The 22,791-nt window shown below is 66.0% G+C and carries 17 protein-coding genes and 1 pseudogene; 5 read left to right on the forward strand and 13 right to left on the reverse strand.

All coding sequences use genetic code 11. The features are described 5' to 3' along the window. Window positions 1–61: 61 nt before the first annotated feature. The 4 genes and pseudogenes from ACPDIX_RS07185 to ACPDIX_RS07200 all read right to left on the reverse strand — a co-directional run bounded on the left by ACPDIX_RS07185 (window position 62) and on the right by ACPDIX_RS07200 (window position 5,851). Entirely contained in the window at window positions 62–2,215 is a 2,154-nt protein-coding gene (locus tag ACPDIX_RS07185; RefSeq protein WP_423431178.1) for a LamG-like jellyroll fold domain-containing protein, read from the reverse strand. A 39-nt stretch (window positions 2,216–2,254) separates the two neighbouring features. After that, a pseudogene (locus ACPDIX_RS07190) lies at window positions 2,255–2,962 on the reverse strand (LamG domain-containing protein); the annotation flags it as partial. A 182-nt stretch (window positions 2,963–3,144) separates the two neighbouring features. After that, window positions 3,145–3,924: a type II secretion system protein gene (locus ACPDIX_RS07195; RefSeq protein ID WP_423431101.1), complete on the reverse strand. Its 780-nt coding sequence runs from the start codon at window positions 3,922–3,924 to the stop codon at window positions 3,145–3,147. Between the two features lie 694 nt (window positions 3,925–4,618). Then, entirely contained in the window at window positions 4,619–5,851 is a 1,233-nt protein-coding gene (locus tag ACPDIX_RS07200; RefSeq protein ID WP_423431102.1) for a XylR family transcriptional regulator, read from the reverse strand. 340 nt (window positions 5,852–6,191) lie between these two features. Here ACPDIX_RS07200 and ACPDIX_RS07205 point away from each other — a divergent pair, with 340 nt between their 5' ends. Together ACPDIX_RS07205 and ACPDIX_RS07210 are read left to right on the forward strand one after the other, a co-directional pair. Beyond that, window positions 6,192–7,547: a Gfo/Idh/MocA family protein gene (locus ACPDIX_RS07205; protein WP_423431103.1), complete on the forward strand. Its 1,356-nt coding sequence runs from the start codon at window positions 6,192–6,194 to the stop codon at window positions 7,545–7,547. Window positions 7,548–7,562: 15 nt separating this feature from the next. Further along, window positions 7,563–9,539: a HEAT repeat domain-containing protein gene (locus ACPDIX_RS07210; protein WP_423431104.1), complete on the forward strand. Its 1,977-nt coding sequence runs from the start codon at window positions 7,563–7,565 to the stop codon at window positions 9,537–9,539. 117 nt (window positions 9,540–9,656) lie between these two features. Here ACPDIX_RS07210 and ACPDIX_RS07215 read toward each other — a convergent pair whose 3' ends face one another. From ACPDIX_RS07215 to ACPDIX_RS07235, 5 genes are all read right to left on the reverse strand, one after another. Further along, window positions 9,657–10,301: a site-2 protease family protein gene (locus ACPDIX_RS07215; RefSeq protein ID WP_423431105.1), complete on the reverse strand. Its 645-nt coding sequence runs from the start codon at window positions 10,299–10,301 to the stop codon at window positions 9,657–9,659. Window positions 10,302–10,592: 291 nt separating this feature from the next. Then, window positions 10,593–12,125, reverse strand: a complete 1,533-nt coding sequence (locus tag ACPDIX_RS07220; RefSeq protein ID WP_423431106.1) for a hypothetical protein — start codon at window positions 12,123–12,125, stop codon at window positions 10,593–10,595. Then, window positions 12,109–12,573: a hypothetical protein gene (locus tag ACPDIX_RS07225; protein WP_423431107.1), complete on the reverse strand. Its 465-nt coding sequence runs from the start codon at window positions 12,571–12,573 to the stop codon at window positions 12,109–12,111. Before ACPDIX_RS07225 ends, ACPDIX_RS07220 begins: the two co-directional genes overlap by 17 nt. Window positions 12,574–12,745: 172 nt before the next feature. Further along, window positions 12,746–13,828, reverse strand: coding sequence for a hypothetical protein (locus ACPDIX_RS07230; protein WP_423431108.1), 1,083 nt, complete (start codon window positions 13,826–13,828; stop codon window positions 12,746–12,748). A 126-nt stretch (window positions 13,829–13,954) separates the two neighbouring features. Continuing rightward, window positions 13,955–14,320 carry a hypothetical protein gene (locus ACPDIX_RS07235; protein ID WP_423431109.1) on the reverse strand — a complete coding sequence of 122 codons (366 nt, stop codon included), beginning with the start codon at window positions 14,318–14,320 and terminating at the stop codon, window positions 13,955–13,957. Window positions 14,321–14,814: 494 nt separating this feature from the next. Between ACPDIX_RS07235 and eboE the strand changes: the two genes are divergently transcribed. Further along, window positions 14,815–15,987, forward strand: coding sequence for a metabolite traffic protein EboE (gene eboE, locus ACPDIX_RS07240; protein WP_423431110.1), 1,173 nt, complete (start codon window positions 14,815–14,817; stop codon window positions 15,985–15,987). 119 nt (window positions 15,988–16,106) lie between these two features. Here eboE and ACPDIX_RS07245 read toward each other — a convergent pair whose 3' ends face one another. The 3 genes from ACPDIX_RS07245 to purN all read right to left on the reverse strand — a co-directional run bounded on the left by ACPDIX_RS07245 (window position 16,107) and on the right by purN (window position 18,596). Beyond that, complete coding sequence (locus ACPDIX_RS07245; protein WP_423431111.1) at window positions 16,107–16,448, reverse strand: hypothetical protein; 342 nt, start codon at window positions 16,446–16,448, stop codon at window positions 16,107–16,109. A 99-nt stretch (window positions 16,449–16,547) separates the two neighbouring features. Beyond that, a complete protein-coding gene (locus ACPDIX_RS07250) occupies window positions 16,548–17,894 on the reverse strand; it encodes a dicarboxylate/amino acid:cation symporter (RefSeq protein ID WP_423431112.1) in 1,347 nt (448 codons plus the stop codon). 30 nt (window positions 17,895–17,924) lie between these two features. Next, window positions 17,925–18,596 carry a phosphoribosylglycinamide formyltransferase gene (gene purN, locus ACPDIX_RS07255; RefSeq protein WP_423431113.1) on the reverse strand — a complete coding sequence of 224 codons (672 nt, stop codon included), beginning with the start codon at window positions 18,594–18,596 and terminating at the stop codon, window positions 17,925–17,927. 140 nt (window positions 18,597–18,736) lie between these two features. On the opposite strand from purN, the gene ACPDIX_RS07260 reads away from it, so the two are divergent. Continuing rightward, entirely contained in the window at window positions 18,737–19,585 is an 849-nt protein-coding gene (locus ACPDIX_RS07260; protein ID WP_423431114.1) for a formyltetrahydrofolate deformylase, read from the forward strand. A gap of 62 nt (window positions 19,586–19,647) precedes the next feature. Here ACPDIX_RS07260 and ACPDIX_RS07265 read toward each other — a convergent pair whose 3' ends face one another. Then, a complete protein-coding gene (locus ACPDIX_RS07265; RefSeq protein WP_423431115.1) occupies window positions 19,648–20,892 on the reverse strand; it encodes a hypothetical protein in 1,245 nt (414 codons plus the stop codon). A gap of 502 nt (window positions 20,893–21,394) precedes the next feature. Between ACPDIX_RS07265 and rho the strand changes: the two genes are divergently transcribed. Beyond that, entirely contained in the window at window positions 21,395–22,522 is a 1,128-nt protein-coding gene (gene rho, locus ACPDIX_RS07270; protein ID WP_423431116.1) for a transcription termination factor Rho, read from the forward strand. The last annotated feature ends 269 nt before the right edge of the window (window positions 22,523–22,791 follow it).

A 22,791-nucleotide genomic window follows, 5' to 3' on the forward strand; every position in this document is an offset into this window, starting at 1 on the left:
GACCGGGAACGCCCTCCGTGCAGCCCGTGTCAATCATGGACTCGGAACGGGACCCGACAGACTACTTCTGCAGCCGGAAGTACCGCTGCGAAGCCCCCGCCAGCGGAACCGCCTGCTCGTAGTGATCGCCGACCAGCGTGGGCGTGCCCTCCACGGCCGACCAGCTCGCGCCGGGCCCGAGCACGGGCGTCGCGTACAGGGCGAAACCAGCCGCGCTGCTGGGCCAGCTCAGGATCAGCTGGCTGCCCTCGATCCGGGCCGACAGTGACGGCGCTTCGGCCGGCGGGTTTGGACCCGTGGCGTAGTTGGCCAGGATCTGCGCCTCGGTCAGCAGACCCGAGTAGATCCGGAACTCGTCGTAAGCGGCCTGCAGGTAGGGATCCCGCCACGGCGTCGGCATCGGCTCGGAGTACAGCGACCGACCCAGCCAGTTGTTGGTGTCGTTGATCTGGCTGAGCGACAGGTTCAGCGCACCCGGCTGGCTCATGGCCACCAACACACCGTTGCGGTAGTACTTCACCTGGCGCTCCTGCTCGTTGAAGAGCACCACCAGATGCAACTTCGTGCTGGTGGGCAGGGCGCCGCCGCTGATGTTGCCGTACACCCAGTTGAACTGCCCGTTGAGCGAGAGGAAGATGTTCGGTTCAGCCGTCCAATCCGGCCCGCCCGGCAGACTGCCGAAATCGAACACGCGCGACCAACCGTCCGAGTTGTAGATCGTGACCCACACCTCGAAGGTCGCGTTGTTGGTCAGGCGGGAGATGATCCCGTCGGGCAGGTCGATGTACGTGTCCGTGGCGCCCAGGGCGGCGTTGGTGTTGATCACCAGTTCACCTGCGCCGGTCCAGTAGGCGTTGGTGACGCCGAGTGTGTTGATGCCGACGGTGATGTACCCGTGCGCACCTCCCACCACATCGGCCACCTGGATCCCTTCGGTCTCATTGAAGGTCCACCGGTGGACGAGCGTGGCGCTCGGAGCCACCACCTGAACCTCCTTGGTCGCTTCGAGCCCCTGATAACGGATACGGAGTGTGGCCGTCCCTGGAGCCACGGCCGTCAGCAAACCCCCGGATCCCACAGTCAACACGTCCGGACGATCCGAGGTGAGCTGCAGATCCGGATCGGTGAGCAGATCCACATTCGGTGCGTTCTGCCAGTTGCCAATGACGCGGGCCCGTGCCTGGAAGCCCGCAGTGATCTGGGCCGGCGCATCCACATCGATGTTGATGAACTGGCCCGGAGAATTGTTGGTGTTGTTGGGACCGGCCCGGTAACTGGCCACGATCTGCTGCGCGCTGAGCGCACCGTCCCAGATCCGGAATTCGTCGATCAACCCGTTCAGATACGGATCCGCGCCGTAAAGCGACCGCCCCAGATAGCTGTAGTTGTTGATGATGGCACTCAGCTCCCGCGTCATGGCCGTGTTCAAACCGGCCAGACGGCCATTCGTGTAAACGGCCATGAGGTCCCGACCAAAGTCCACCACAGCCACGATGTGGACATTGGTCCAGTTGTCCATGGTTCCCGGAATGAACACGCCCTGTTCCCCGTTGCCGCTCCAGCCGGGTTGCGTGTTCGAGATGATGAAACGCGTATCACCGCCGCCGGAATGCGGGCAGAAAAAGATGTAGTTGCCGCCGTCCGACCCCACGGTGTTGCCGAAGTCGAACAGACGAGCCCAGTTGGCGTTCGGGCCAAAGGTGGCCCACGCCTCAAAGGTGATGGCATTGCGAGTGATGGTGCTCGGCGTGATCAAATTCGCCGGCAATTCCACGTACGAAAGCGCGGTGCCGTACAGAACGGCCTGACCACCCCGCTGTTCCGCGGCGATTTGAATGGTGCCATGCGCACCGCCCACGCTGTCCGTGGCCGTGAAACTTCCGTCCTCGTTGAAGCTGTACCGATGCAACAGCCTGGGCTCGAGATTGACCACTGTGACATCTTTCTGGGCGGTTCGGGTCACGCCATCGAGCGTGAATTCAACCGTGATGGTAGCGCTACCCAACCCAACGGCGGTCACGCGGCCACGCGCGTCCACGACCACCACATTGGTGTTCGAAGACCGATAGCTCAGACCCGGCACCCCCGTCACGTCCACCGCAAAAGGGATACGTGCTGTTCGTGCCAGGACCTTCGCATTGGCGCTCGATGCCCTGAGAAGCGTGGCCGGCAGATCAAGCTCCACCGAGGTGACGGCTCCGGGGTTCAGGTCCACCGTGTCCGGTCCCGAAACATACGACGCCGCAACCTCCAGCGGGTTCAGTGCACCGTCCCAGATGCGGAACTCGTTGTAGCTCATGTTGGCGTAAGGATCGGCACCCCACTGAGACCGGCCCAGCCAGTTGTTGGTGGTCTCGCCAATCATGGCCGGGGTGTTGGTAAACCCGAGCGTCTCGCCAGCGAGCTGCCCGTTGACGTAAATGCGCGCCACGCCGGTGTTCGCATCCGACGTCCACACCAGGTGTGTCTCGGAACCGGTGGTAATCACCGGCCCGGGGACCTGCTGCGTGTTTCGTGCGGGTACCATGATGGTGATGTCGCCCAGCACACCACCATTGGCATCGCCGGTCCGCATGAAGAAGTACGAAGTGGACGCCCCACTGTTGTTCAGGCTGTTACCGAAGTCCCAAACGCGGCTCCAGAAGGCCGTGACGAACGGGGTGTACCAGACCTCGATCGTGATGGCCGTGTAACCGGTAATGATGTTCGGCGGCAAGGCCACGTAGTCGCCGCTCGGGTCGCTCGACGGCAGCGTGGGGGTGTTCAACCAGACGGATCCAGCGCCGTCAAAATAGGCGCCGTTCATCAGCGTGGCGTTCCTGCCGCCCACCGAGTCCACGGCGGTGGTCTGGCCGCTGGGTTCGTTGAAACTCCAACGGTTCTTCAACGTGGCGCCACAGAGGGCCCACTGCATCCCCAGCACCAACGTGCCGGCCAGGAGGAATTTACAGGTTTTGCGCATAGGTTCAGGTCTTCTGTTGGTGGGTTTGACGGTTGACTGTCTCACAGCCCGACACCACCGGCGGAACAAGACGGCAAACCGGCCGCCCTCATCACCGGCGGTCTCTATCCGAAATCGCTCGGCTCTTTCTTGCAAGGTCCACGCATCCCAAATTGTGGAATCCACAAGGGCCCTCGGGCCGGTTACCACCAGAAGTACGGGCCCGACAATGTGCGCACGCGCATTTCGTTGAAATTCCGCCAGCGACCGCTGCCATCGAGCATCCCCACGTTGCCGCCACTGGGAATGGGACCGTTGAGGTGCGGCGACCGATGGGCCTTGCTCCAGCCCCCACGGATTTGGGTGTAATTATTGATGTTGCGGTTCATCTCGTTGTTCATTTGCGAGATGGTGGCGCACGCCAGCAACACCCGTTCGGACGGCGGCGGCGCCGGCATGGTCAACGCGCCCAGGGTGATGGGCTCCGGCGTGATCTTCTTGTTCACGTTGGTCGGGTTCAAAATGGGTTGTCCACCTGAACCGGTTCCGTCAAAGGTGTACGCGTAGCCGGCGACCCGGAAGCCCGTGCCCTGCGCGTTCACTGCAAAGTTCCACAACTCGTCGTCGTTCTGCTCGGGAAAACCCGGGTCATACCACAGCGGCCGAATCACCCCTTCCGGCCCCAACCGGTCCGTGACCGCCTGGGGGATGTCCCACAGCCAGTTGCCGATGTTCCGCCAGCTGGGCAGCCGGTCATTGTTGTCGCCCGCGTACATGAACAGGGCCGTGCTCTGCTGCTTGATGTTGTTCAAGCAGTGAATGCGCTTGGCCCGCTCCTTGGCGCGGGAAAGCGCGGGCAACAACATCCCGGCCAGGATGGCAATGATGGCAATCACCACCAGCAACTCGATGAGGGTGAACGCACGAAATCCGGTACGACGCACCTTGCGCGAAACCGGCTTGTTCGAATCCAGTCTGCTCATAGGAATCTCAGGTTCGGGTGCGGCCCGTCCGTTTGGGACACCGCCTGCCGTACCAAACCCTAATCGTGAGCGGTCCCGGAAACAACGCCATTTTGCGCAAAGATTTCGCCATTTTGCGAACCACCCGTCACAAATGTCGCTTGCCCGCCGCGCGACCATCCGCGGGTCGCTTGCCGTCAATGGATGCAACATGCTGATCAACAACTGATTGTGGCGCCGGGCGGAGGGCCGACTGACATGCGGCCGGACAGCTGCGGACCCGCACCCTCTGACGCCGTGGAAAGCCAACAGACGTCTCACCCGGAGCGACCCCCGATTTGCTCGGCGGCGAGGTAACGCTCACCGGGTTCCACACGCGGGGTTCGCTCCAGTCGCAAATCCCCGGCGCCAGGCCGATCTGCTTGGGAGCCTCGTGACCTTGGAGCGATTCTTCTTCCGCCCTGTCCCTGTTCCCGCACCACCACCTGCAGGCCCGACGGTGACTCGGGCAGGTGCGAAGCGGGCACGATCCCGGGCCTGCCAGCGGGTCTGCTCACGGGATTTGCGGCTCCACCGGGGAGCCCGGCGTCCTTGGTGAGAGGGGCACGGTCCGACTTGTGCGCCGTGCCGGACCACGCGGCTGCCGATTGGCCCCTGCGAGCGTGCGGGCTGGTTCCGGCCGATCCCTGATACGCTGGGAGGGATGGCGGGACGTTCACGACGGTCTGCGCCCGTAGAGCTTCCGCCAGGCCAGCGGACTCATTTGCTTGGCCGCGCGGAAGTAGCGGGCCACGTGTTGCACGTCGCTGAAACCGAGTCGCTGCGCAATCTCGGCCACCGGCAGGTCGGTTTCCACCAGCATCCGGGCGATCTGATCGGCGCGGACGCGGCGGATCTCGTGCAGGATGGAACGCCCCAGAAACCTGCGAAACCTTTTCTCGAGGGCGCGCCTGGAAATGCCCGCCGCCCGGGCCACGTCGTCCACGAGGAACGGTTCCCGTGCATGATCCCGGATGAATTGCAGTCCCCGGGCCAGGACCGGATCGTCCACGGCCAGAATATCCGTGGAACGCCGGGGCACGACGTGGCTGGCGCGGACCAGGATTCTGCCCGTCTCGCCCCGGCCCCGCCGCATGAGCCGGTCGAGGATCTCCGCCGCTTCGTAACCGGCCTGTTCGAAGTTGATGTGTACACTGGAAAGCGGCGGGTCGCTCAACCCGCAAACCACCTCATCATTGTCGGCCCCGATGACCGCCACGTCGTCGGGCACCGAGAGCCCCGCCAATTTGCAGGCGGCCACGACTTCGTGGCCCAGGTCGTCGTTGCAGGCCATCAACCCGATCGGCCGCGGGAGGGTCCGGAGCCACCGCGCGATGGCGGGGCGCTGGTCCTGCCAGGGCGCACCCGTCACCTCCGCCCGGACACGGAACACCGTTGCCTCGAATCCCGCCTCGGCAATCCGGCGTTGAAAAGAAACCCAGCGGCTTTCCGACCACGTGCAGTCTTTATAACCACAAAAGGCAAAGTGCCGGACACCGCAGGCCAACAGATGCTCGGCTGCCAGCCGGCCGATCACCTCGCCGTCGGTTACCACGCTGATGACCCCGTCCATTTCACCGTGCCGGTGGCAAACCACGACGGTGGGCAGGCCGCGGGCCAGCACCTGTTCAACCTCGCCGGTGTCCCGCATGATGACACCGTCGGCGTCCAACGCCACGCCCGAGGGCGAGGGGTTTTCCAAACCGCGCGCCTCCCAGTAAAAGGACCAGGGCCCGTGATGGTGCGCGTAGCGGGCAATGCCACACAGCAGGGCCCGGCCGGCTGCCCGGGACGACTCAATCAACAACGCCACCCGCGGAATCGCCACCTTGGGTGAAGCGCGTTTGCGCGGGCGCACCCCCGACGAGGTCTCCAAATGGGGAAGCGCCTCGGCAGCGGTGTGCAGCACGTCCGGTTCGACGGACCGAGTCGAGGCACGCCGGCGTGAGCCGGTCGGAGTCGGTTGAGTCCCGGTCGGCATCATCAGTCTCCGCCTCTTACATCCTCCCCGGCCGGGCAACCGTCAAGTCCGGCTTCGACCCGATGACCCCCGGGGCGGCTGCTTGACCCGGCGCTCCATCTGACCGGCCGCAAACCTTCTACGGCACGCTCCGCGGCTGTCGGAAGTTTCGACCACCTCTGCCCCGATCCGGCCGGATGGAGGCGGCCCCGGTGCAGCCGATCCAACTGCTTGCAGGCCGAACAAAAACGTGTCGCCTGTCGCCGGCAGCCGTCCTATCCTGCCGGCCATGCGTGAACCGGTGTCCTCGTGCGCTCGATTGGGCAATCCTTCCGGCCACCGTCCTTTCCTGAGCCGCCGCGAGTTTCTGCGGCGCATGTCCCTTGCGGGAGCAGCCCTGGGTTTCCCGGCGATCGTGCCCGCCCGGGCCCTGGGCCGGGGCGGCGCCGTGGCACCCAGCGAGCGCATCCTCATGGGCGTCATCGGCGTGGGCGCCCGCGGCACGCACGTATTGCGATGGATGTTGCCGGAGAAGGACGTCCAATTCGTGGCGATCTGTGATGCCCGCCGGCAGGCACGGGAAAATGCCAAACGGATCGTGGACCAGCACTACGGCAACCGGGATTGCCGCACCTACCGCGACCTCCGCGAGTTCCTGGCCGAGCGAACCGACCTGGACGCGGTCCTCATCGCCACCGGCGACCGCTGGCACGCCCTCGCAGCCATCTGGGCCATGCAGGCAGGCAAGGACGTGTACGTGGAGAAACCGTCGTGCCTGACCCTGGCCGAGGGGCGGGCCGTTCTCGAGGCGGCGCAACGGTACGGTCGGGTCTACCAAACGGGCACCCAGCGGCTCAGCGAGGCCAATTTCGTCTTCTGCCAGGAGGCCGCCCGCCAGGGTCTGCTGGGTCGCGTCCACACCGTGTACGTCCAGATCGCGCCCTGGGACAATGCCCTCATGCGTCACGACTGGCTGCCGGGTCAACCCGAACCACCGGCCGACGAGGTGGATTGGGACCTCTGGCTCGGACCGTGTCCCTGGCGCCCCTACAACGCCTCCTATGTCGCCGGCGGTTGGCGCGGCTACTACGATTTCCACACGGGTTGCATCGGCGAATGGGGCGCGCACACCATTGCCCAGGCGTTGATGGGACTGGATCGGGCTCACACGACCCCCGTACGCTACCACCACGTCAACAACGACACCGGCGAGGGCATGGTCGCCGAGTTCACCGACGGCACACGACTCATCCTCACCAAGGGCGAAGAACTCTGGCACGGCGCCTGTGGCGTGCGCTTCGTCGGAACGGAAGGCTGGGCCTCCTGCGCGGACGGTTACTCCCGGCCGGAGGTCTCCTCCCCGCGGCTGCTGGGCGAATATCGTCGGGTGGTGGAGGAATACCTGGTGCGTACCGGCCGGCCCATGAGCCATGTTCGCGATTTCTTCGATTGCGTGAAATCCCGACGGCCGGCCGTGGCAAACGCCTCGGTCATGCACCACTCGATGAGCACGGTCCACGCCTGCAACATCTGCATGTGGGTGGGTCGCGACCTCGTCTATGATCCGGCACGGGAAGAGTTCCCCGATGACGAAGAAGCCAATCGGCTGCGCTCGCGCGCCATGCGGGCCCCATACACCATCTGAAGGATTCCCCGGAATATGCATCTGCGATTCGCCACTCTCCTGGGCACACTCCTCGGCGCCCTCCTCACGGCAGGTTGCCTCAGTCGGCCCGTCCCCGCGCCCCGGACGCACAACGAACCCAACCCGAGGGAGGCCGAACTTTGCGCACGCATCCTGTCCGCAGACACAGACGTCACAACCAAGGCCGATGCCTGCCGGGAACTGGCCCGTATCGGCACGCCCCGGTGCCTGCCCGCTCTGGCCCCACTGCTCACCAACGCCGGGCTTTCGCACATGGCCCTCTACGCGCTCGAACCGATGCCCGGCCCGGAAGTGGACGAGCTGCTGCGCGCCTCGCTGGCCCACGCACAGGGACGAGTCCTGGCCGGCCTGCTCACCACCCTCGGTGTGCGACGCGACCCCGCTGCCGTGCCGCAGATCGCCACCCGGCTTACCCATGCCGACGCGGCGGTCCGTCGGGCCGCCGCCCTGGCCCTTGGCGAAATCGCCACCGCAGATGCTGTCCAAGCCCTTTGGAATGCATGGGATGGCGCGTCGTCCGACCAACGCCAGGTGCTCGGTGAAGCGCTCCTGCGTGCCGCGGACCGACTCCGGGCAGCCGGCCGGGATCGTGACGCGCTGCGAATCTACGACGGGCTGCGCGCCTCCGGCCTTGCCCCGGACCCCATCCGGACCGCAGCCCTGCAGGGCGCGATCCTGGGTCGTGGCCCACGTGACCTCCGACTCCTGCGGGAAACCCTGCAGGCGGGTGATCTCACCGGCTTTCATGCAGCACTGCAGGCCGCGTACCGCGAGTCCCACCCGGCCGTCACCAGAGTCCTCGCCGGTGAGGTCGCCTTGCTGCCGCCCGAACGCCAGACCTTGTTGCTGTCGGCACTGGCCGAGCGACACGACCCATCGGCACTGCCAGCCATCCTGCAGGCCACCAACCATCCCGACCCGGCCGTGCAGATGGCCGCCGTCCGTGCACTGGGCCGGTTGGGCGATTCACGTGCTGCAGACGCCCTGGCGGCCTGGGTCCTCCATCCGGATCCGGACCTTCGCGAAGCGGCACGTGCCTCCCTGGCTTTTCTTCCCGGCAAGCGCGTCGAGCATGCGATCTTCGGTCTGTTGGACGACGAGGATCCAAACCTGAAACTGGCCGGCATGGACGTGGTTCGGCGCCGGCACCTGGCCGCTGCCCTGCCGCGATTGCAACGGCTCGTGCGCACGCAGCCATCCGAAGTGCGCGTGGCCGCCCTGCGCCTCATCGGCGGGCTGGGTAACCGGATGCAGTGGAACTGGCTCTTGAGCGAGCTGCGCCGACTGGAACAACCACAGGAACTGGAGGCCGCCCGGCAGGCCTTGCTCGACCTCACCGGCAAAATCGGCGCAGGCCCGACTGAAACGGAAGCCGTCCTCAGCGCCCTGGTGAACACCGGCCCCGTTCAGGCACCGGTCTTGTACAGCCTGCTGGCCCGGCTCGGAGGCGACAAGGCGCTCCGACAAACCCTCAACACCGCCCGCAGCGGCCCGCCCGAGCTGCGCACCACCGCCCTGAAAGCTCTGCTGGAATGGCGCCGGCCCGAGGTCGTGGAGGCCCTGCTCGCGCTGGTGGACACGTCGCCCGACGCCGCAACTCGTGAGAGCGCCCTGCGCCGCTTCCTCGAATGGGCAGCCGATCCCGAGCTGACCGCCGAGCAACGCCTCGTGATGTGCCGGCAGGCGGCCCGTTACGTCCAGGATCCGGCCACGGCCCGCCTCTATCTGGCAGCCGTCGGCGGCCTTTCCACTCCGGAGGTCGTCACCATGATCAAGCCGTTCCTCGAACCGGAACCCACGCGCGAAGAGGCCTGCGCGGCCCTGATAACCGTGGCCGAACGTCTTCACAAGCAGCGGCCCGACCAAGCCCTGCCGGAACCGATGCAGCTGGCCCTGCAACGGGCCGTATCCCTCACCAGGAACGAGGAGCTCAAGCGCCGCGCGCAGTCCGTGCTCCCGTCAGGGAATTGAAGCCTGCTGCAGATCTCCCGAGGCGAGCAGCCCCAGCGGCCCGCCGGTACCCCTCTGCATCCGAGCCGCTCACCGCTTCGGCACCGGCGGCAAGCCCACCCCGTGCAGGAACGCATCTCAGCTGCCCAGACCGAACACGGTGGCGATGGCCGCCCATGAAACATGAGTCAACCCGGCCAAAAGACGCCGCACGATGGGAATTTGCAGCACCACGATCAGAATGATGAACCCATACTGTGCCAGCCGGTGGTAGGTCTCATGCGACATGCCGGTCAACTGGCGCATGACGTACGACCCGTCCAGCGGAGGAATGGGGATCAGATTGAAGAAACACAGCAACAGGCTCAGGTAAGCCATCTGGGCCAGGAGACCGACCGCACCGGGGACATTGACCAGTTCAAACACCCGCGCCAGACCCAACAACACGATGGCCAGCAACACGTTCATGGCCGGTCCGGCCATGGCCACCAGGATCTGATCCCGATTCGGGTTCCGAAGGTTGTACGGGTTCACGGGCACCGGCTTGGCCCACCCCACCAAAAACCGGCCCGCACCCGGCAAAAAAATCATCAATAGCGGCAGCAGTACCGTGCCAATCGGGTCAATGTGCACGAGCGGATTCAGCGAACAGCGCCCCTGCAGCTTCGCAGTGTCGTCCCCGCACCGCAGCGCCATCCACGCATGGCCGTATTCATGGAAGGTCAGCAGGACCAACAGACCAATGTAAAAAATCAGCCCGTCAATGAGTTGATTCGCATCCATGCCGCCGGCAAGGCTAGGCCAGCGCGCACGGCCCGTCGAGCCCCGGACGTGCCGCCCGTTCCGGACCTCAACGCACCGTCCGTACCGATCCCCATCAGGCAATCTCAGCGGACGCCCCGGCCCGCGTGCTCGGCGCCCAAGAGCCGGAGGTCTCGCTCGGTGCCACTCGAGAGCTCAGGGGGCGGTCCCGGCCTGTACGCCCTCATGCGCCCCGCCGGGCAGCAACCCCTACCCGGCCCGAGGAGTCGTCCCGCAAACCGGGTCCCGGTTCCCCCACACCGGCTTCCCTTTTCACGAACCATCGGAATGCACCGGCACGCCGGCGTCGGAAGCCCCGGACGATTGAAGAATCCAGATCTCCGCGTCACCCATGCTCTCCCACATCCGATACCTCCGGTGCAGCCACTCTGCAAAGTTCGGGTCGGCCGGTTCACGCCGCCGGTGAAGCAGCAACAGCTCCGTACCGGTGGATTCCAGGATGTGCGCCAACCGCGACAGGTTGAGTTGACCACTCCACAAACGCTTGGGAGACATCACCAGCAGCTCGGGCGGTGGATAAACCCCGGCCTGAACCAACTCGGCAAGATACTCCACCGAACCATAACACCAGCGGATCCGCGGAGCCTGTTCGCGAAGCATCTGCACCACGAACGGCTGGGCCGGCGTGAACCCGGGTCCCATGAACATGAGTGTCCGCAACGTGCCCGTGAGTCCGAACCCCAGCCACAAAGCTCCCACCGTGGCCGGGACCAGAATGCACGACCAGACCGGGGGTGAGAAGCGTCCACCGTGACTGCCCGCGAATCGGGCCTCCGTCCGGGCACCGGGGCCGCATGCCCCAAGGCAGGCAAGCGTGCGCTCCAAAAACCCGCCACCCAGAAGGGACGCAGGCACCAGAAAGTGGTACTGGTAGTAGTACCACCAGGGCCGGGCCACACAGACAAACGCAAACGCGCCGGCCAGCCAACCCAGGGCGAACGTCTCAACCGGTGACGCCCCCGTGCGCAGGGCCCATGCCAGCCCCGCAAGCCCTGCCAACAGCCACGGCAGGTTTTCCACCTGCAACAGGATCTCCAACGGTGTGGGTGGCTCGAAGTCCGATTCGATCCTGTGACGCGCCTCCCAGTGAGAAGTAAGGAGCCAGTCCCAGCGAAACGACGGGGAGGCCCAAACCAAGCCCGCAAACCCCGCACCGAAACCCGTCATCCATGCCGGCAACAACCTCAGAGCCCCCCGCCACCCGTACCGTCGAAGCACCAGAAACACCATGCCCGGCACCGTGATCGCAGCGGTAAACTTGATATGCAACGCGGCGGCCATCACCAGTCCGCTCAGCGCGGCTCGGAGAGGTCCCGGCCCCGCCACGCCACCGCACAGGAGGGCGGCCGCCACCACCGCCCAGGCCATGCTCGCCGGCTCCAGCATCGTGCTCAGCATCAGCCGCAGGCCCGTGTCGGTGCCGGCCACCAGCAAAAACCCCGTCGTGAGCCCCAACGCACCCGGAACGCCGCGTCCCATCCAGCCCACCGCCGCCCACATCGCCGCCACGGACGCAATGGTAAACAGCCGCGGCATCCAGGCTCCCGGGGCAACGGAGCGGCACAACCAGGCATTGAGCAGCGTGTGCAACCAGGGCTGATCGTTCCAGACACGCGCCCCCAGCTCCGGATGACGAACGAAAAAGCCGATCTTCAGCAGTTCCCACGGATCATCGTACCCGACGTAAATCGCCTTCCCCAGGTCGCGCCACCAGAAGCAGGCCAACAACACCGTCAGGACCAGCGCACCCGCCGCCAAGGCCCTTGAGTCACGGCTCGGATTCATGCAGTCGGTTCAAGGCCAGATGACTCAGGAAACCGATCAGAAAAAGCCAGCTCCCCAGGACAAGTCGCCACTCCCACGAATGCTCCCGGACATGACCGCTCCCATGCATCAGACCGGCCAGGCAGGGGCACGGGAGCCCGGTCGGTGGATCCCAGACCGTCCAGAGGACGAACGCCCCACCCAGCGCAACGAGCGCGGCACTCCCGATGCGAGGGGACAGAAACCACACCGCCGCGCCTGCGGCCAGTTCCACCGCGCCCTGCAGGGCCGCCCAGATCCGCCACACCACCAGAGGTGCTCCCGACCCCGGCCCGAACCCATCTGAAAGCCCTGCAGCCACGCTCCACTTCGCCAGACCCAGCACCACCAGCACCAGACCACCCAGGCGCACAACGGCGCGCACCGTCCTGCATGAGAGATGCCCGCTGCCCACCGCGTTACCGCTCACGGGTCGCTCCTCTCGCATCGCCATTCCTCACACCAGACCGGCCGGCACCTTCAGTTTCCCATCCCGATCCCTCTACGCGCCTCCTCCTCCTACCCTGTGTGTGGGAGACACCGGACTTTGGTCGTGCCTCGCCAGAGACGTTGGGACCTTGCCCATCGCCGGCCCCTTGCGCTCAACTTGCCCCACGCCGTCGCCGCAGCCCCAACCACAGTGCCGCTCCCCCTGCAAGCACCACGCCCGACATGAACAGCTTGAACCAAACGTTCGTCTGCGGCTGCCGCAACGGTTCGTAGGGCACGACGGGCAGCCGATGAAGCCGCCCCTGCCGGCTGACCATGTAACGAACGTCATTTGAATAAAGGGTCACCATCTCGTAGGGCGTGTTCGCGCGGCGGAACATCTCAGGGTAGTAACCCCGCGGGGCTGCCGGATCCAGGCCCGTCTCGAATTCATCCACACAGTTCGTATGCCACAACCGACCCCGGCCCTCGCTGTTTTCCTCCACCACATAGAGCCACGGCGGAAACGGGCGATCGTCCCTGTACGTGTAACGCACCTTCCAAGTCTCGTATCTGCCCTTCGCGTTCCGGGCCGCATAAACGAGCTCCGTGGGGCGTTGCCGCGAGTCCCAAGCCACGATTCGCCCGTGACCTCCCCCGAACAACAGGTAATCCACCTCCTCCACCAGAAACTCCTCCGGACTGATCCATTGCAGCCGACCGGGGCCGAGGGCGTCCAAACCGAACCGCAGATCGTAAATCGCTTGCGTGTCCTGAACCCTGGCCATATGCCAGTCGTTCGGTGCCTCCTCCCGCGACAGCCGAGCCACGATGGACAGGCGCGTGTGTCCATTGTTCAACGACCACGAATATTCCGGATTTGTCCCTACCACCGGCTCAGCCCCGGGCACCGGCCGCTCAAATTCTACGTGTTTCCATCCCTTGGTTCGGTACAGCGCGTGCGACCCCTCTCCAAAGCGGCGGTACCACCCCATCGGTTGCCATGCCAATTCGAGATGTTCCAGAACCGGCCTCGGCTCCACCGCACGCTCCCGGCCCTGATCGTCCACAACGAGAATCCGATGCCGGCTGAACGACCGGCGATAAACCATCCGTCGTACCGGCTCGGGATTCTCCAGGAACCGCCGAAAGATCTCGGCCGGGTCGTCCCCGATCCGCGCCTCGGAGCCCCCGGCGGCCGGAACGAGCGCCGCGGACCCCCAACCCGCCACTCCCAACCCCGCCAGCAGCAACACCGCGCAAGCGACGCCGGCTCTTTCGACAACGACTCCCTTCCCACCGCGGCCCCGCCCTCTCGAACGCCGGCGCTCATGGATGGCAACAGCTTTCGCCGGCACCCGGTGCATCACGCCTTCGATCCCTCAGGGGTAGTGAGCCGATCCCCGGCACAGCGGGCTCTCCAGGATGACCCCTGTGAACGCACTACGTTCTTGCCCGTCATCACACTCATAGCGGCACCACTGATAGTTGTCATTGATGAGACGCGTAAATCCCCAACTGCCGGCCGGAGCCGCGATGTACCACATGTAATAGTCACTGCCGTACAAGAGATACACACATCGCACACCGTTGATCCACACAGGTGCCGGACATGGCCTGGGGGCCGACAGATAACACGCAATCGCCAGGTTGAGACCCAGCGCCCAGCACAGCAGGGTAAACCACCCTCGCTTCGCAAAACCGCGGAGCACTCCGCGTGAATTCACAGGCATACTCAGGGTCTTCATGGCGCCAATAAAACAGAAAAAAAAAAAGTCAAGTGTTGGATCGGCGCCGGCAAAACTGGCTGAGAGTTGCTGCCTCCGGGGAAAACGCGACCTGTGCCCGTGATCCGCGCCCCGGACTCGCTCCAGCAGCGCGGTTTCAGCCCCATCCATGGATTGCCCGTCCACCCTGCACCACCCGGGCCTGTTCCGCGCCCCGCCCTCCGGGGCCGCAACTCCCTGCGCCACCCACAGGCCACGGCCCATTGCTGCGACCGCCGTCCCGACCCAGCTGCCCGTGGGTCGATAGCCGCTGCAGTACTCCCACTCGGCCCCGACATTGCGCTCACGGGCTCTTCGATGGAGCCAGCCGACCGACGGGCCCCGATTGTGCCCGGGTCGGTCGTGGCGACCCGCAATCTGCGCCGCGGCCGGGCAGGATCCCCGGACAGGCCGCGCCCGGGGCACCGGGCCCTTGGCCGGAATGCAGACCGGGCGTATGGTTGCGGTGGGAAGCCATGAAACTGATGCACGGCCTGCACCTGGCCCACTGCAGCAACCTCTACCGCGGGGATACGTGGGCCGAAACACTGGGCCGGCTGGAACAGTACTGGCTGCCCGTCCGGGCCCGGCTCTGTCCCGACCGCCCCATGGGAATCAGCCTCCGCCTCAGCGGACGCGCCGCGCGTGAACTGAGCGACCCGGCCGAGGTCCGCGCCTTCCGCCGTTGGCTGGATCAGCACGGCGCCTACGTCTTCAGTATCCACAGTTTCCCCTGCGGACATTTCCGTGACCGACTGGCCCCGCCCCGGGTCTTCCTGCCCGACTGGACCTCCCCGGAAAGGACCGCCTACACAAACCTGCTCTGTGATCTGCTGGTCCAATTGCTGCCCCCGGGCGTGGAGGGAACCATCAGCACCCTGCCCGGCGGCGTCAAAGGCACGTTCTATTCCCCCGAGGAGCTCGCCCTCATCCGGGCCCACCTCTGGCAGTGCATCGAACATCTGGATCGCACCCTGGAACGCACCGGCCGTTTGATCCGGCTCTGCCTCGAGCCCACTCCCTACTGCCTGCTCGAAACCAGTGGCGAGGTTTTGGAGTTCTTTTCCCGGTTCCGGCGTGAACACATGAACGATTCCCGGATCATCGAATTCCTCACCGTCGCCTACGACGCCGCTCATTTCGCCGTCGAATTCGAAGACCCGGCCGTCGCCCTGGCCTGCTTCAAGGAAGCCCACATCAAGATCGGCAAGGTTCAGTTTGGCGTGGTCCCCCGCATCTGCCCCTGCCCGGAAATCTGCGAGTTCCTCGACCCGATCCGGGAAACCGACTATCAACATCACGTCGTGGCCTTCCTGTCGGACGGTCAACGGGTGATCTTTCGCACCCTGGCCGAGGCCAGACAGGCGGTTCACGCTGGTCTGCCCGCGGTGGAATGCCGCATCCACTTGCACGCCCCGCTGCACGGCCGCGACGGGGAATGGTTCCTTCTCACCCACGACCACGTGGAGACACTCCTGGACGAGCTGGCGGGAGACCCTGACCTTTGCCACCACCTGGAAATCGAGGTCCAGACCTGGGACATCCTTCCGTTGGACCAGCGCATGGTCTCTCTGGCCGACCAGATGGCCGCCGATTACGCATGGCTCCTGACCCGCATGAATCAGCGCGGGATCCGCGTGGCGGCGTAGCGGGGCACGCGTTTCCTCCGACCACCGGGCGGGATCGCCTCGGTCCGCCACCTGCATCCGCCCACGGGCGGGGCCGCCCGTGATCGTCTCGGGCCCGGTGGTTCGTGGAAACGCCCCGGTCAGTTGGAGCGGACCTCGTCTCCCGTGCGGACCTCCCCGGCGGTCACGTCCGCCACAATGTGATCTTCACGTTGCGGGCCGCTCACCTTCAGCTCGCCCACCTTCAACCCCTCCCTGTAAACCGCCAGTGACTGGCCCGGCACCGGCAGGCGACCACCCGGAAACTGCAACACCACAAAGTTGCCGACCTCGTTGACGGAGACGATCCGCCCCGTCAACCGCGTGTCCGGCGTCAGCACCGGCCGGGCGGTTGCCGCGGAGCGGGGCCCGTCCCGATGGGCACACGAGACCGTTACCCCGATCAACAGGGCCCATAACCCGGCGCTCCACAAGCGTCGCATGAGGCCAGTCAACGCCGGTCCCCGCCGGCTCGTCAATCCTGTTGCAACCGGGAGCCGCGACCGGCGTCGGGCAAAATGGTCCCCAAAAGCGGGCACCCCTCACCCCGAGGAAAGCGCCTGCTGCTCGGGATCGCGACCGACCTTGACGACCCGGTCGGCCACGCAGGTCGTGACCAGATCAGCCGCGACGTTGAGCGTTGTCCGCGCCATGTCGAGCAGCCGGTCCACACCCAGAACCAGCATCACCCCCTCGGGCGGGAGGCGGAACTGCGCCAGCAATCCCATGATCACCGGCAGCGAGGCCCCGGGCACGCTCGCCACCGCCACCGCACCCAGCACCGCCAGCACCAACAGCGTGAGTTGGTCCGCCCAGGTCAACGAAACGCCGTGCACCTGCGCCACCAGCAGAACCACGCAGCCCTCGTAGAGCGCCGTCCCGCTCATGTTCATCGTCGCCCCCAGCGGCAGGACGAAACCCGCCGTGCCCGGGTGCACGCCCAGCCTGTCACGCGCCACCGCCAGACTCGTGGGCAGCGTGGCGGCACTCGAACTGGTGCAAAACGCCGTGACCAGCGCCAGCCGCACGGCACGGAAAAAAGCCAGCGGACTCCGCCCGCCGGCCAACCGCACCAGCAGGCCCAGGACCCCCACCAGATGCACCGTCATCGCGCCCAACACCGCAATCACAAACCCCGCCAGCATCTTCAGCAGTTCGGGACCCACGCGAAGCACCGCCGCCCCGATCAACGCCGCCACCGCCACCGGCGCCAGCCGCATCGCCATCTCCACCATCCGGAACAACACCTGGCCGGTCACCGCCATCCAGGAGCGCACCCGCTCCGCCGCCCGGTCGGGCAGGGAACGTGCGGCAAAGCCGAACAACACGCCAAAGGTGATCAACGGCAGAATCTGAAAGTCCACCACCGCACCCACCCAGTTCCGCGGCATCAGCAGATCCACCAGCATGCCCGGGGTCAGCTCCGGCCGGCGCGGCGCGGCGCTCCATGCCGCCGTTCCGGTCTGACCCGCATACAGCCGCTCCACCGCATCCGCCGGCAGGCCGCGACCCGGTGCCCACAGGTTCATGATCAACAGCCCCAGCGCCACCGCCATCGCCATGTTCAACAAGAACAGTCCAAACGTCGTGGCGGTGAGCCGTCCCCAGCTCCGACCCCGCCCCAACTCCAACACGCCGCTCACCACCGACACCCCCACCAGCGGAACCACCACCAGCAACAACAACCGCAAAAATACCTGCCCGACCGGTTCCAGCACATGCCGGCTGATACCTTCCAACCAGGGCCACCACCCGGGTTGCCAGCCGCCCAGCCCCCGCATCGCCAGCCCCATGACCACGCCAGTGGCCAGGCCCCACATAATCTGCCGGGCCCGATCCCCCCGGAGATCGGCCGTCCTCTGCTCGCCGGACGCATGCGCCAGGCTCATCGCTGCCCCGCTCCTTTGCCTCAGGCCGGCTCAGCCGCCGGGACGGTCCCCCGTGCGGGTCTCCTGCTCCGGGCGGGCGCCGCGCCACAGCACCCGCCGGCCCTGCAACACCAGCTCCCCCCGCACCAGCGCCGCCAGACAACGCGGATACAACTCGTGCTCCGCCTGGTGAATCCGCTCCAGCAACGTCTCAGGCGTGTCGTCGTCCAAGACCGGCACCACCTGCTGGCCGATGATCGGGCCCGAGTCCACCCCCGCGTCCACGAAATGCACGGTGCACCCGGTCACCTTCACGCCGTATTCCCAGGCCTGACGCCACGCCGCCAGCCCGGGAAACGACGGCAGCAGCGACGGATGAATGTTCACAATGCGCCCCTCAAACGCCCGGAGAAAAACCGACTTCAGCACGCGCATGAACCCGGCCAGCACCACATACTCCACGCCCGCCTCCTGAAGCGCCCGCACATAGGCTCGCTCGGCTTCTTCGTCCAGTTTGGTTCGAAACGGCCCCGGAGGGATGTACCGCGCGGGGATGCCTCGTTCCCGGGCCCGCACGAGAATCCCCGCATGCTCCACGTCGCTCAGGACCAGCACCACCCGGGCCGGTATCCGCCCGGCGGCACACGCCTCCGCAATCGCCACGAAATTGCTTCCGGCCCCGGACCCCAGGACACCCAGCCGCGCTACAGACGTCGGTTGCACGGACCGGTTGTAACCACGGGCCGCATCCGGAGCAAGAGCCGGCCCGGACACCGGCCGCGCGCGACCCCGCGGAGTGCACGCCGCCGGCCCCTTCGATTCTCGTTGCCTTGCCGGCTCGACCTCGTGTGAAGTGTGGAGCCATGAAGCGGTTCGCCACGATCACGGTCATCGGTCGCGACAAAACCGGGGTCATCGCGCGCATCACCAACTTTCTCTTCCACCAGGGCGCCAACATCGAAGCCCTGGAGGAACAGGTCACACGCGGTCAGTTCAGCATGACGCTGCAGGCCTCCTGGCACGCGCGGAAGCTGGACGAGCAGGCCGTGCGCACCGGCCTGGACCAACTCGCGCGCGAACTGGAGATGGAGATCACCCTCCGGTTCACCGAGCCCCACCGCACCCAGCGCATGGCCGTCATGGTCACACGAGAACCCCACTGCCTGGAAGCCGTTCTCCGCGCCTGGAAAAGCGGCAAACTGCGGCGGGCCGACCCCGTGGTCGTCGTGGGAAACCGGCCCGATCTCCAACCTCTCGTCCGCCCCTACGGCCTGCCCTTCGTCCACGTCCCCTGGGACGACCGCAACCGCGCCGAAGAGGAGACGCTCCGGATCCTGGACGAGCACCAGACCGATTTCGTCGTCCTGGCCCGCTTCATGAAGATCCTCTCCCCGAACTTCGTCTGGCGTTACAAGAACAAGATCATCAACATCCATCCCTCCCTGTTGCCCAGTTTCCCCGGTCCCCAGGCGTACCGGCAGGCCTACGAGCGCGGCGTGAAAATCGTGGGGGTCTCGGCCCACTTCGTCACCATGCACCTCGACGAAGGTCCCATCATCGCCCAGAGCGCATTCCCCGTGAAACCCGGGATGACCCTCGCACAAATCATCGAACAGGGCCGCAAACACGAGGCGCGCACCCTGCTGCGCGCCATCCAACTCTTCCTCTCCAAGCGACTGGACGTTTACTGGGGCATCGTGAAGGAGGTGTGAACGCCGGACCGGTCCCCCTTCGGGCACCGGCCGGGAGAAACACCGCATGGCGCCGGGCCCGGTCAGCGTTCCCCGCTCCACTCGAACGCGCCCAGGTCGAGTCGCCCGTGACACGGGCGCGGTCGCCATCCCCACGGCGGCACGAATTCGGGCAAACGCAGGCCACCCAGCCGGCTCTCCAACTCGCCGCACATCGCCCCGGCGTCGGTGATCCCCGGCACGGGCGCGCGCAACCGGTAGTCCGCTTCCACCGGGCCGCGCCACGGCAGGCTGCGGCCGGGCTCGCCGACACGCGTGGCCCGCAACCCCGCGGGAAGGACGGCGCCGTAACCGGCGTCCACCCAGTTGTCGCAACCTCTCACCCTCCCTTCCGCAGGGCCGCCCGGCACCTCCACCAGGAGCCGGCGGCCGGACGCAGCACCGCCACCCGCAAAGAGGTTGCCTTCCATCCACACCGAAGCCCTCGGACAGGAGACCGCCACCACCGGTGCGGCGTGCGGCGTGATCACCGTGTTGTACAGCATCCACAACCGACCCATGCGGTCTGCCCGACCGTCCCGGCCGAAATGCACCACCCCGCGGTTCCCGCGTGTGACCTGCGCCTTGACGATGACACAACCGGCCACCCACACATCACTTCCGGGGCGATCGGTCCATCCCGCCGCATCCACCAGGTCCAGCTCCCGCTCCGCCGCCCCGATCAACAGGCTGCCCCACACCCGGGTCCGATGCGCGCGGCTCTTGAGGTTGTGACCGGTTCGCGCACGCGCGATTCGGCAGCCCAGCACGAGAGCCTCTTCGCCAGCGAGGTAAAGGTTGTGCGCGTATCCCGCGTGGGCGTCGCTGCCGTTGTCTCGAATCTCGCAGCTCTCCAGGCGCAATCCGCGCGCGCCATCAGGCAAATCTCCCCCGTCGGACATCACCCCCATGTCATTGTCCCGGATCACACAATCCCGGATCACCACCCCGCGCGCACCGCTCACCCGCACACCTGCGGCGTTGCCATCGGCATTGCGGGCACCCCACAACTCGAACCCTTCCAGCACACAGCCGTCGGCCCCCGGATCGAACTGCACCACCGCACGCGGGTGCCCACCCCGCCCGGACAGATCGGCCCCCTCACCGCTGAGCGGGACGTGCAGGCCCGCTCCGGCCGCCCCGCGCAAGACCACGCCCGGCTGCCGGACCCTCAGCGCAACCATCCGATACGGCTCGTTGCGCGGGCGCGGATGCACCACCACCACGTCGCCGGCCCGTGCCGCTGCCAGGGCCCGGGCCGGATCCTCCCAGGGTCTCCCGGGACCCACATGAAGCTCGGCCCCCGCCACCGCGGAAACGGCCCCCAGAAGCCCTGCCGCCAACCATCGCCGGGACAAGAACGGGCCTTTCGAGACCTGATGAGCGGCCGCAGCGGCATGGTGCATCCGATGGCCACCCTCCTGCTGCCCTTCAACCTGCGGGGATGCCTTTCTTCCGGACATGTCTGGCCATGCTGGGATGGCGCACCCTTGACGTGCAAGCTCCGCGAGCCCGCCCGGGGGGAACCCACGCGCCGCCCCGGCCGGGAAAGAGACACACCCCGACGCGTCGGGAGGCCGTGCAGTCACGCGGTCAAAACCGAAATTTTTCTGTTGCGCAGCGAGGGGAGGCAACCCAAAGTAATGGCGTCGTAGGTCTCGAGGGCCGCAGCGATGGTTGAGTTCCATCGCTCTTCGGCAAGGTAGATTCCCAGAGGCGCTTTTCCAAGGCGCGGCACCCCGGGGAGGCGGTGCCCAGTTTTCCCGGACCTGTGACACCATCAGACTCGGTATGAGCAACCATAACAACGGGAACACACCCAGTTACGGCTCCGGCTACCTGGAGATCTCGGAGAAGGGCTTCGGGTTCCTGCGTTCGCCGCAGCATCATTTCCAGCCCAAGCCCACCGACATCTTTGTGACGCCGGACACCATCAAACGTCATTTCCTGCGCGAGGGATGTTTGGTGGCCGGGCCGCTGCAGCCGCCGCATCGCGGCAGCAGTCCGCAGCTGAAGGCGGTCGAAAAGGTCAACGACATGCCCTTTTCCGATTACCTCAAGCTGGTCCGGTTCGAGAACCTCACCACCATTGACCCCATCGAGAAGTTCAAGCTCGAGACCACGCCGGACATGATCGAGACGCGCGTCATTGATCTGGTGACGCCCATCGGCAAGGGCACGCGCGGCCTCATCGTGGCCCCGCCGCGCAGCGGCAAAACCACCATCCTGAAACAGATCGCCAACGCCATCACCACCAATCATCCGGAGGTCTATGTCATCGTGCTGTTGATTGACGAACGGCCCGAGGAGGTCACGGATTTCCAGCGGTCGGTGAAGGCCGAGGTGGTCGCTTCCTCCAACGATCAAGATCTCGAAACCCACGTGCGGCTTTCCCGGTTCATGATCGAGCGCTGCCGGCGCATGGTGGAATGCGGCAAGGACGTCTTTGTGCTGCTGGACTCCCTGACCCGCGTGGCTCGGGCCTACAACAGCGTGCACGGGGGCAGCGGCCGAACCATGACCGGTGGCGTGGACGCCCGCGCGCTGGAGGTGCCCCGCAAAATGTTCGCCTCCGCGCGCAAAATCGAAGGCGGCGGATCCCTCACCATCATCGCCACCGCACTGGTGGAGACCGGGTCCCGGATGGACGAGTTGATCTTCCAGGAATTCAAAGGCACCGGAAACATGGAACTCGTCCTGGACCGCAAGCTGGCCGATCGCCGGATCTTCCCGGCCATCGACATCCCGCGCAGCGGCACGCGCAAGGAGGAAAAACTCTTCCCCAAACATCAAATCGAGGCCGTGCGCAAGCTGCGGCGCATGATGGTGGATCTGAACCCGGTCGAGGCCATGGAGACGCTCATCGCGGCGTTGCGCAAACACAAGACCAACGACGAACTGCTGGCCAAACTGTTGTAAAGCGGTGCCCCCACCGGATCCGCTCCGGCCAAGGACCGCCTCCTGTGCCCTGTCCGCCTCCCCAGCCGGCCAGGGGGAACCATTCAATGGGCGGCCCGCGCCCGGGCAAAATCCGGTCGGGTCCGGAGCCCGAAACCGCGCCCCGCCCGCCTCGCGCAACCTGCATCGAACGCCTGACCGGCAGAGACAGGCTTGGTCCGTGACAAAAACGCGTCGCCGTCCCACAGCCTCTGTTCCCGGCACAGGACGACGGTTCTCTACGCCCGCCG

Origin of the sequence: Limisphaera sp. 4302-co (assembly GCF_049537155.1) — a bacterium.
Lineage (GTDB): Bacteria > Verrucomicrobiota > Verrucomicrobiia > Limisphaerales > Limisphaeraceae > Limisphaera.